Raw genomic sequence first — 10,383 nt, forward strand, 5'->3', positions numbered from 1 at the left:
AGGAAGCGTTTTTATGAATCAATTCTCCCAATATCGGACTCAAACAATTTCAACAGGATAGTACAATTCGATGTCACGTTTTTCCCGCACGTTTTTAGCCGCTTCGATTAGCGCCGCGCTCTTTGCGCCTCAGACTCAAGCAGACGCTACGGTGGATGACAGTGTGCAGGAACTGCCCACTATCGATCAATGTTTAGTTGACCAGCCCGAGGCTGACAATCCGAATGAACAGCCTATCAATGTCGAAGCGGATAAGCTAGAAGCAATTAATGGCGAACGCGCGACCTATTCCGGCAATGTGGTGGTGATTCAGGGTAAAAAACAGATTCGTGCTGACAACGTCACACTGCACCAAAAAGACAACGTGGTGGTGGCCGAAGGCAACGTCAACTTTAGCGATGGTCAGGTCAAAGCCACCTCAGATAAAGCCACCAATAATCTCACCACGGATCAAATGACGCTGGAGAACACCAAATATAAATTTCTGTGTGAACAGGGCCGAGGTGAAGCCGCGTATATATCCAAAACCGGGAAAGCGGTGTATGAAATCGAAGATGGTTCGATCACCTCGTGTCCGGAAGGCGACAGTGCTTGGCGATTGAGAGCGTCCGGTATTTCCGTTGATCAAAACGAAGAAAGAGCGACCTTTTATAACCCGCGCTTAGAAGTGCTGGATGTCCCCGTCTTCTACTTCCCATACTTAACGGTGCCAATTGGCGACACGCGTAAAACCGGTTTCCTTTACCCTACAGTGTCTTACGGTTCGCGTGATGGTTTTGAATTGGAAGTGCCGTTTTACTGGAACTTGGCGCCCAACTACGATTTAGAAACGTCAGTGCGTTACATGGAAAAACGCGGCACGCAACTCAACACCGTGTTCCGTTATTTGACCGATTTGGGGGAAGGGAGCCTGAAATCCGAGTACCTTCCCGATGACTCGCTCAACCCAGACGAAGGTAAACGCTGGGCATTCCAATACCAACACAGCGGTATTTACAACGAAGCGTGGAAACTGGAAGCCGATTATTCACGCGTCAGTGACGTCGATTATTTCTCCGACCTCAGCTCAGGCATTGGTAACCGTGAAGATGGTCAGCTGATTCAACAAGGTAAAATTACCTACCGCACGCATTCTTGGGATGCTGCGTTGATGGCACGTGATTTTCAAGTATTGACCACTACAGATAACTCACCTTATCGCCTCATGCCACAGTTATCCTTTAACTATTACGCGCCTGAAGTGATGCGTTACCTCAATCTGGACATGAAGAGCCATGTGGCTCGTTTTGAGACCGATGCGAAGGGCAAGCCATCGGCCACACGCGTACACGTAGAGCCAGGGGTTACCATTCCATTGGGAACCACTTGGGGGACGTGGACCACGGAAGCGCGCGTACTTGGCACTTACTATCAACAAGATCTTGATGGTGTCGATACCAGTTCCGACAGTTATCGTGATCTCGAAGAAAGCGTCACCCGCGTGATTCCCGAATTCCGCAGTCACGCGGGTATTGTTCTGGAACGCGATACCATTTTGTTTGATAACTACACGCAAACGCTCGAACCTCAGATCCAATACCTGTACGTGCCGAAAGAAGATCAAAGCAACATCGCTTGGTACGACACCACCATTTTGCAAGCGGATTACTACGGTCTGTTCCGTAGCCGTAAATACAGCAGTATCGATTACGTCGCACCCGCCAACCAAGTGAGCTACGGGGCTTCAACCCGTTTCTTTGACGATGAGTACAAAGAACGTCTCAACATCGCCTTTGGTCAGATCTTCTACATTGATAAGGATCTGAAAACCGGTTCTTCATCCACCGACGAAGACTCCCAATCAAGCTACTCAGCTTGGGCGGTTGAGATGGACTTCAACTACGATGATTACCTGTTCTACCACGGTGGTGTGCAGTACGACGTGGACACCAGCGAAATGCAGCTCGCCAACAGCACCTTGGAATACCGCTTTGATGATGGCTTCGTGCAAGCAAACTATCGTTACGTGACCAAGCAGTACATTGAAGATACCGTGGGCGATACGCTCAACGACATCGACACCATTACGGAAGATGGCATCTCGCAAGCCGGCCTGCTGGCGGGTTATCAGGTGTCACCGAAATGGTACATTGGCGGACAATATTTCCATGACTTAACCACCAACCAAGCGCTGGAGTGGCTGGCAGGCGTTCGCTATACCTCCGACTGCTGGTACATCGGTTTCTCCTACAGCAACCAGCTGAAAGACTGGAACCAAACCCTGAAAGGTGGTTACGCATCGTTTGATGACCCCATTTACGAAAACAACTTTAGCTTTAACATCGGCATTATTGGATTTGGCACCAGTATCGGCTCCAGCGAAAGCATGACGGGCATCGATACGTCGGATAGCTCTCTAGGCTACGGTCGACCATTCTTCTTGAATAACTGAGTTTCTTAATAACGAACCATCCGGTCTGAAGAGTCAGGCCGTTGATTTTGATAGGACTTCTAATGAAATTGTGGAAACACACGCTACTGACTCTGCTGGGTCTCATGAGCATTGGCTTGGTACAAGCCCAACCGGTTGAGATGGATCGCGTCGCGGTCATCGTCAACAACGGTGTTATTTTGCAAAGTGACATTGATACCGCGCTGCTGAGCGTGAAAGCCAATGCCAAGAAAAATAACCGCGCACTGCCAGACGAAGCGGTGCTGCGTGAACAAGTGGTTGAGAAGCTGATCATTGATACGTTGCAACAACAAGAAGCTGAACGTATCGGGGTTCGCATCGACGACAACCGACTCAACGAAGCGATCAATGACATCGCAAAAGAGAACCATCAAACCGCCGAGCAGCTGCGCGTGTCTGTCGCAGCAGAAGGACTGACTTACCCAGAATTTCGCGAGCAAATTCGTAAAGAGATGTCAGCCAGTGAAGCGCGCAATGCTTTGGTTCGCCGCCGCATCAACATTCTTCCCGCTGAAGTGAACACGCTCGCGGATCTGCTGGCCAAAGAGACCAACGCCACCATTCAGTACAAAATCAGCCACATTCAACTGCGCTTTAATGACGGACAAGACAAATCTGAAGTCGAAGCTCAAGCAAAGAAATTGGTTGAACAACTGAACAAGGGCGCGGATTTCAGCACCATGGCAATCACCTACTCCAAAGGTCCAAAAGCACTAGATGGCGGTGACTGGGGCTGGATGCGTAAAGAAGAGATGCCTACGATTTTTGCTGACCAAATCAAGATGCAGAACAAAGGCACCATCATTGGGCCATTTCGTAGCGGTGTGGGCTTCCACATTCTCAAAATTGATGATGTCAAAGGCCTAGAAACCGTAGCCGTTACCGAAGTCAACGCGCGCCATATTCTGATTAAACCCACCATCATTCTGAGCGATGATGGCGCTCAAAAACAACTCAACGAGTTTGTACGCCGTATTCAAGCCGGAGAAGCCACCTTTGGTGAACTGGCTCAACAATATAGCCAAGACCCAGGTTCTGCAGCGCAAAACGGTGAGTTGGGATATCAAACGCCGGATCTGTACGTGCCTGAGTTCAAACACCAAGTAGAAACACTGCCCGTCGGCCAGATCAGCCAACCTTTTAAAACCGTGCACGGTTGGCACATTGTGGAAGTTCTGGATCGCCGCGAAGTCGACCGAACCGACTCCGCGCTGAAAAACAAAGCATATCGTATTCTGTTCAGCCGTAAGTTCAACGAAGAAGCCAGCGCTTGGCTACAAGAACTGCGCGCAGGCGCGTTCGTGGAAGTGTTGAAGGATGAAGACGATGACAATTAAGCGAATCGTAGTGACCGCCGGTGAACCGGCAGGCATCGGCCCGGACTTGGTTTTGGCCCTGTCGACGGAAGACTGGACTCACCAACTGGTGGTGTGTGCTGATAAAACCGTCTTGGCTCAGCGCGCTGAAACCTTGGGCATCCAAGTCACCCTACTCGACTACGATGCCTCTGCCGCACCGAAACCACAGCAAGCGGGGACCTTAATTGTCGATCATATTCCGGTCGCTACGCCTGTGGTTGCCGGTCAATTGGACGAAAGCAACGGCCATTATGTGTTAAAAACACTAGAAAGAGCCGCTGCAGGCTGTATGAATGATGAATTTGATGCTATTGTCACCGGTCCCGTTCATAAGGGAGTGATCAATCGCGCAGGCGTGGCGTTTAGCGGCCACACTGAGTTCTTTGCGGAACAGTCCAACACCCCGTTGGTGGTGATGATGCTGGCAACCGAAGGGCTGCGCGTGGCACTGGTGACAACACATATTCCATTGGCTTATGTGTCCAAAGCAGTGACCAGCGAGCGTCTGGAAAAGATCATTCATATTCTCCACAAGGATTTGGTCGAGAAATTTGCGATTGAAGCGCCTACCATTTATGTATGCGGCCTCAATCCACATGCCGGGGAAGATGGGGTTTTGGGTCACGAAGAAATCGACACCATTACACCGACCCTGGAAAAATTACGTCAGCAAGATGGCATGCAACTGATTGGTCCATTACCGGCCGACACCATCTTCAATGACAAATATTTGCAGCAAGCCGATGCTGTTCTGGGCATGTACCACGATCAGGTTCTTCCCGTCCTGAAATATAAAGGCTTTGGCCGCTCCGTGAACATCACGCTGGGTCTGCCTTTTATTCGAACATCCGTCGACCACGGCACCGCGCTCGATTTAGCCGGCAGTGGCTTGGCCGATGTGGGAAGTTTTAGAACAGCACTCGCTCAAGCGATTGAATTAGTTGATAAGAAATCATCCTCTTGTCGATGATCTAGAATGTCGAGAACACTATGAGAAACGATGTCCACTTAGGACACAAAGCGCGTAAACGTTTTGGTCAGAACTTCCTGAACGATCCTTACATCATTGATGGGATTGTGTCAGCGATTAACCCTCAACCGGGGCAAAACCTGGTTGAGATCGGTCCAGGTCTGGGCGCGATCACCGAACCTGTTGGCCGCGAAGTCGACAAGTTCACCGTGATTGAGCTGGACCGCGATCTGGCTGAACGTCTACGTAACCACCCTGAATTGGCCGATAAACTGACCATTCACGAAGGCGATGCCATGCGTTTTGACTTCACCCAATTGGTGAAGCCAAACAACAAACTACGCATCTTTGGTAACCTGCCCTACAACATCTCCACGCCACTGATGTTCCATCTGTTCGAATTTCATAAAGATATTCAGGACATGCACTTCATGTTGCAAAAAGAGGTGGTTAACCGTTTGGCAGCAGGCCCTGGCAGCAAAGCGTATGGCCGTCTGACCGTCATGACGCAGTACTACTGCAAAGTGGTGCCTGTGCTGGAAGTGCCGCCGACCGCGTTTGTTCCGCCACCAAAAGTGGATTCCGCCGTGGTTCGTCTGGTGCCTTACGAAGACCTACCGCACCCGACCACCAGTTTGAAATGGCTGGATCGCGTAGTGCGTGAAGGCTTTAACCAGCGCCGTAAAACCGTGCGAAACTGCTACAAAGGCTTGCTTGAGCTTGAGGTGTTGGAAGAGCTCGGTGTCAATCCTGGCATGCGCCCAGAGAATTTGACCCTGCAACAGTTCGTGGCCATGGCCAACTGGCTTGACGCCAACCACGTGCAACAGGCATAAATACAAAGGATGACCTCAGTGTCATCCTTTGTCTGTTTTCACGCCTCGATATCCGGATAAGGAGTTTTCATGGATATTTCCAATCCTTGTATCAAGATTCAGGTTCACACCAAATACATTCCTGAACAATCCAACCCTGAATACCAGCGTTATGTGTTCGCCTATCTGATCACGATTAAAAACCTCAGCAATGAAAACGTACAACTGATCAGCCGTCGCTGGCTCATCACTGATTCCAACGGCAAACAGATGACTGTGGAAGGTGATGGCGTGGTCGGAGAACAACCCGTGATTCCAGCCAATGACGAATATACCTACAGTAGCGGCACCGCGCTGGAAACCCCGGTTGGCGTCATGCAAGGCCACTACATCATGCACAATCAAGCGGGTGAGGAATTTATTGCCGATATCGAGCCATTCCGCCTCGCGGTTCCCAACGTCCTCAATTAACGGAGTTTGTGTGTCGAATTACATTGTGGGTGACATTCAAGGCTGTTTTGATGAACTGCAACTGTTGCTCAAACAGGTTGCGTTTAATCCCGAACATGACACCCTGTGGGTCGCTGGCGATCTGGTTGCCCGAGGCCCCAAATCACTTGAAACCTTGCGCTTTATTCGTGATTTAGGCCCCGCAGCGAAAGTGGTGCTGGGCAATCATGACTTGCACCTTTTGGCCGTATCGCGCGGCATTCATCCAGTCAAAAAGAAAGACAAAACCTTGCCGATTTTGGAAGCCGATGATGGCCCAGCACTGCTGGACTGGATTCGCCAGCAGCCCTTGCTGCAGGAGCACGAGGAATTTGTCTTAGCTCACGCAGGCATTTCGCCGCAGTGGGATCTGCAGACCGCACGTGCAGCAGCTAAAGAGATTGAAACGCTCTTGCAGGGCCCCCATTGGGAGTGGTTGATTGAACACATGTACAGCAATCAACCGGACATGTGGCACGATGCGTTGAGCGGGCTTGAGCGTTATCGCTACATCATCAACAGCTACACCCGCATGCGGTTTTGCTTTCCTGACGGGCGGCTGGACATGGCATGCAAACTGCCCCCCAGCGAAGTCACCGACGGCAGCTTACTGCCTTGGTTTGCGCTCCCCAACCGCGTGAAACTGGAAAAAACCGTGCTCTTTGGTCACTGGGCAGCACTGGAAGGATATCGCGGTCATGACGTCATCGGGCTCGATACCGGTTGTGTATGGGGTGCCACCCTCACGCTGTTGCGCTGGGAAGACAAAGCGTACTTTGAACAAGCAGCGTTAAGTCGCGCCAATTAAACAGCAAAAAGCCCGGTGAAACCGGGCTTTTTCATGTCATACGCCGTGCTTGATTCGAGATGCTTGATTTGCGATTAGCGCTCTAGAATCACAAAATCCATGTCGTACTGATTTTTCTCATCGGCGTCATAATGTTCACGGTGTGTCTCTTGCCACTCGGCGCCCCACGCTGGAAACTGAGTGTCACCGTCGAGGTCGGCATCAATCAGCGTGATATAGAGTTTGCCAGCGCGTGGCAGGCATTCGGTGTAAATACTGCCGCCGCCAATGATCATCACTTCATCAGCCGCGCCAGCTTTATCCAATGCCGCATCGATTGACGTTACCACATCTACACCGTCAATGACTAAGCTCGCATCACGGCTGATCACAATGTTCTGACGCCCCGGCAGTGGACGGCCAATCGATTGATAGGTTTTGCGTCCCATCACAACCGGTTTGCCCATGGTGCAGCGTTTAAACCAGACAAAGTCCGCCGGAAGATGCCAGGGCATCTGGTTGTCCTTGCCGATAATTCGGTTGCTTGCCATCGCGGCAATCATACTGATGATCATCAATTCGTTCCTAAGCGTTGGCCACCCGGGTGGGGTGGCATCTATACAATCGGTTTGCGGCGATAGAATAGCAGCCCAGGAACCGCAAGGCCAACCGCTAAGCCAGCAATAATGAACATCGCTTTGAGGAAATTCTCCATCAGTGTGGCCAGCAATTCAGGCGTGAACCCTAGGTGGTTGATCTCCACCATGGCAATCATCGCTTTATAGGCGAACACACCAGGCACCATCGGGATCAAGGCGGCGACGGTGAACACTTTCGGGTGAGCGAGGAATTTATGCGACCACTGCACCCCCACCATGCCGACGATCGTGGCGGCAAAAAAGCTAGCCCACTCGATCGGCACGCCAAAATGCATCATCAAATAACGCGACCCGTGGCCAATGGCGCCACCCAACGCACAATATTTTAGTGCCGGTGATGGCACATTAAATACCAAAGCAAACCCCACCGCCGGAATCGCGGCAAAGAACATATCGTTGATCAATCCAAAAAATAATTGCCAGCTCAACATGTTACCACCCCCAAATGCCAGTGACGCTCATCGCAGCGATGATGCCAAGGCACGTCGCCAGCGTCAGCAAACTGGCCATCACAAAACGGGCGATGCCCATGTTGATGTAGCCTTTCAACATATCTGCGACCGAGTTAATCAATGGAAAACCGGGCACGAGCATCAGCACCGATGAGGCCATGACAATGGTGGGCTTGTTGCCCAAATGGTAGATCACCGCTTGGGCGGATATCACCGAAGTTACAAATGCAGTGGCGGCAAAGTTGAGCAGCGGGTTGAAATGACGATGGCCGATTTCTTGGCGGACAAACATCCCAACCGAAGAAGCGACAAAGGTAATCGCAAAGACGGTCCAATCCCCGCCCGCGAGGCGGCTAAAGGCCGAGCAAGAGAGGCCGATCATCAGCACCACCAACCAACGGTTGTATCGTTCCGGGTTGATCTTATTGAGTTTTTTCTGAGCCAGCTCGTGATCGAGCAATCTCTTTTCCATCATGATGCAGATCCGTTGGATCTGCGTGACCACGCGCATGTTGATACCACGATCCGGACAACGCCGAGTGGTGGTGATGCAATGCTCTTGATAGACCGTGGTGACCACTAACGAACTGGCCGACAACGACACTTCCACTTCGCTCATGCCACTGGCCAATCCAATTCGGCGCATGATATCGCCGACTAACGTACTTTCAGCGCCGTGGGCCAGTAACATTTGCCCAGCCTGCGCTATCAAACGAGAAACTGCTCTCTGTTTGGATGCCATGATTCCTTTCCTAACGTCCGACTTACCACAAAAATGATTCAATCAAAGCGTACTCCATTCTGAGTACAAGTTATTAGTCTGCATGAAAATCACGCAACGAAACATGACTTAGACACAAAAAAGCCGCAAATACTATGCGGCTTTTGATGATTTCATCAGAAATGAATTATTCACGAACGTAGATCACGTGACCGTCATCTTCTTCGTCGTCCCAATCATCCCAGTCGTCGTCATCGTCTTCAGTCACCACGTCTTGACCCGCCATGGCGTCTTTGTGGTAATCGTCCCACATAAACTCGACTTTTTGCTCTTCGCTGATCGCTTCTTCAGCGCCGCGAGGGAGCGTTTCCATGAAGTCAGCCAGTTCACGACACAGTTCCGCCGTTCCTTGCTTGTTGACCGCTGAAATCTTGAAGTATGGGCCTTCCCATGCAAGCGCGTCTAAGATCTCTTGGATCTTTTCTTCCGCTTCTTCTTCCAACATCAGATCCGTTTTGTTAAAGACTAACCAAACCGGCTTCTTCGCAAGCTTTTCGCTGTATTGCTCAAGCTCATCCATGATGGTCAACGCGTTTTGTGCGGGTTCACTGCCATCGATCGGTAAAATATCGATCATGTGCAGTAGCACGCGACAACGCTCCAAGTGTTTCAAGAATCGGATCCCTAGACCTGCACCTTCTGCAGCTCCTTCGATCAATCCAGGAATGTCTGCCACAACAAAGCTTTTTTCAGGAACAACACTCACGACACCCAAGCTTGGGATCAAGGTTGTAAACGGATAATCCGCAACCTTTGGCTTCGCCGCTGAAACAGAACGGATAAAAGTGGATTTACCAGCATTCGGCAGACCAAGCATACCGACATCCGCCAGCAGGAGCAGCTCAAGACGAAGTTCACGAACTTCACCTTTCGTCCCCATCGTCTTTTGACGTGGCGCGCGGTTCACCGATGATTTAAAACGAGTGTTACCCAGACCGTGCCAGCCGCCCTTAGCAACCATCACTTTCTTGCCGTGTTCAGCCACTTCACCCACGATTTCGTTGGTGTGGATATCCACTGCGCGCGTTCCGACAGGCACTTTCAACGTAATGTCTTTACCACGCTTACCAGTACAGTTACCGCCGCCACCGTTTTGACCACGTTCTGCCGCGTAAAAACGCTGGAAACGATAATCCACCAGTGTATTCAAGTTCTCATCGGCTTGGATGTAGACATCGCCACCATCACCGCCGTCGCCGCCGTCCGGGCCACCTTTCGTTACGAATTTTTCGCGCCAAAAGCTGACAACACCGTTACCGCCATCGCCCGCTTCGACTTTAATTACCGCTTCATCAACGAATTTCATTACTTACTCCGCATTACTTGCGTTGCAATATCATCATTTACCAATGATATAAATTTTAGCAGAAGTATCACCGCAATAAACGGTCCAGACCTTCTGCTTGGGAACAGATAACAAGCCACTCTGACGGAGCAGGGCCTCTTGTTATTGGCTCTTCTCTCCAGATAAATAAAAAACCCCACCTAACGGCAGGGCTTTTAAATTCATCGAGAAACTAAACTTATTCAGCTTCGATGCTAACGAATTTACGGTTTTTAGGACCTTTCACTTCGAATTTCACTTTACCATCAGATAGAGCGAAAAGAGTGTGGTCTTTA

General features: G+C 50.5%; 11 protein-coding genes. 6 read left to right on the top strand and 5 right to left on the bottom strand.

Annotated features, from left to right (window positions below):
- Window positions 1–70 precede the first annotated feature (70 nt).
- The 6 genes from lptD to apaH all read left to right on the top strand — a co-directional run bounded on the left by lptD (window position 71) and on the right by apaH (window position 6,892).
- Window positions 71–2,431, top strand: a complete 2,361-nt coding sequence (gene lptD, locus VFA_RS00020) for an LPS assembly protein LptD (protein ID WP_004723677.1) — start codon at window positions 71–73, stop codon at window positions 2,429–2,431.
- A 62-nt stretch (window positions 2,432–2,493) separates the two neighbouring features.
- Window positions 2,494–3,789 (top strand): peptidylprolyl isomerase SurA, encoded by a 1,296-nt coding sequence (gene surA / locus VFA_RS00025; protein WP_004723680.1) that lies wholly within the window; start codon window positions 2,494–2,496, stop codon window positions 3,787–3,789.
- Window positions 3,779–4,780 (top strand): 4-hydroxythreonine-4-phosphate dehydrogenase PdxA, encoded by a 1,002-nt coding sequence (gene pdxA / locus VFA_RS00030; protein WP_004723683.1) that lies wholly within the window; start codon window positions 3,779–3,781, stop codon window positions 4,778–4,780. The genes surA and pdxA overlap by 11 nt, the downstream gene beginning before the upstream one ends.
- 20 nt (window positions 4,781–4,800) lie before the next feature.
- Window positions 4,801–5,616 carry a 16S rRNA (adenine(1518)-N(6)/adenine(1519)-N(6))-dimethyltransferase RsmA gene (rsmA, locus tag VFA_RS00035; protein ID WP_004723685.1) on the top strand — a complete coding sequence of 272 codons (816 nt, stop codon included), beginning with the start codon at window positions 4,801–4,803 and terminating at the stop codon, window positions 5,614–5,616.
- Window positions 5,617–5,685: 69 nt separating this feature from the next.
- The gene (gene apaG / locus VFA_RS00040) at window positions 5,686–6,066 is read left to right on the top strand and encodes a Co2+/Mg2+ efflux protein ApaG (protein WP_004723687.1); all 381 of its coding nucleotides are present in this window, start codon (window positions 5,686–5,688) and stop codon (window positions 6,064–6,066) included.
- Window positions 6,067–6,076: 10 nt separating this feature from the next.
- Entirely contained in the window at window positions 6,077–6,892 is an 816-nt protein-coding gene (gene apaH / locus VFA_RS00045) for a bis(5'-nucleosyl)-tetraphosphatase (symmetrical) ApaH (protein ID WP_004723690.1), read from the top strand.
- 74 nt (window positions 6,893–6,966) lie between these two features.
- On the opposite strand, the gene folA is transcribed toward apaH, so the two are convergent.
- The 5 genes from folA to VFA_RS23050 all read right to left on the bottom strand — a co-directional run.
- Window positions 6,967–7,446, bottom strand: a complete 480-nt coding sequence (folA, locus tag VFA_RS00050; RefSeq protein WP_004723691.1) for a type 3 dihydrofolate reductase — start codon at window positions 7,444–7,446, stop codon at window positions 6,967–6,969.
- A gap of 41 nt (window positions 7,447–7,487) precedes the next feature.
- On the bottom strand, window positions 7,488–7,961 hold the full coding sequence (locus VFA_RS00055; protein WP_004723694.1) for a threonine/serine exporter family protein: 474 nt from the start codon (window positions 7,959–7,961) through the stop codon (window positions 7,488–7,490).
- 1 nt (window position 7,962) lies between these two features.
- Window positions 7,963–8,724 (bottom strand): threonine/serine exporter family protein, encoded by a 762-nt coding sequence (locus VFA_RS00060; protein WP_038150551.1) that lies wholly within the window; start codon window positions 8,722–8,724, stop codon window positions 7,963–7,965.
- Between the two features lie 166 nt (window positions 8,725–8,890).
- Complete coding sequence (gene cgtA / locus VFA_RS00065; protein ID WP_004723698.1) at window positions 8,891–10,069, bottom strand: Obg family GTPase CgtA; 1,179 nt, start codon at window positions 10,067–10,069, stop codon at window positions 8,891–8,893.
- 217 nt (window positions 10,070–10,286) lie between these two features.
- Window positions 10,287–10,383, bottom strand: a 97-nt coding sequence (locus VFA_RS23050; RefSeq protein WP_187380384.1) for a 50S ribosomal protein L27, incomplete at its 5' end; no start/stop codon positions are given.

Source organism: Vibrio furnissii CIP 102972 (assembly GCF_000176175.1).
Classification (GTDB): Bacteria; Pseudomonadota; Gammaproteobacteria; order Enterobacterales; family Vibrionaceae; genus Vibrio; species Vibrio furnissii.

What these genes read in the sequence shown, in the direction of transcription:
- lptD (WP_004723677.1), top strand. Translation starts at nt 71, where the DNA reads ATGTCACGTTTTTCCCGCACGTTTTTAGCCGCTTCGATTAGCGCCGCG.
- surA (WP_004723680.1), top strand. Translation starts at nt 2,494, where the DNA reads ATGAAATTGTGGAAACACACGCTACTGACTCTGCTGGGTCTCATGAGC.
- pdxA (WP_004723683.1), top strand. Translation starts at nt 3,779, where the DNA reads ATGACAATTAAGCGAATCGTAGTGACCGCCGGTGAACCGGCAGGCATC.
- rsmA (WP_004723685.1), top strand. Translation starts at nt 4,801, where the DNA reads ATGAGAAACGATGTCCACTTAGGACACAAAGCGCGTAAACGTTTTGGT.
- apaG (WP_004723687.1), top strand. Translation starts at nt 5,686, where the DNA reads ATGGATATTTCCAATCCTTGTATCAAGATTCAGGTTCACACCAAATAC.
- folA (WP_004723691.1), bottom strand. Translation starts at nt 7,446, where the DNA reads ATGATCATCAGTATGATTGCCGCGATGGCAAGCAACCGAATTATCGGC.
- VFA_RS00055 (WP_004723694.1), bottom strand. Translation starts at nt 7,961, where the DNA reads ATGTTGAGCTGGCAATTATTTTTTGGATTGATCAACGATATGTTCTTT.
- VFA_RS00060 (WP_038150551.1), bottom strand. Translation starts at nt 8,724, where the DNA reads ATGGCATCCAAACAGAGAGCAGTTTCTCGTTTGATAGCGCAGGCTGGG.
- cgtA (WP_004723698.1), bottom strand. Translation starts at nt 10,069, where the DNA reads ATGAAATTCGTTGATGAAGCGGTAATTAAAGTCGAAGCGGGCGATGGC.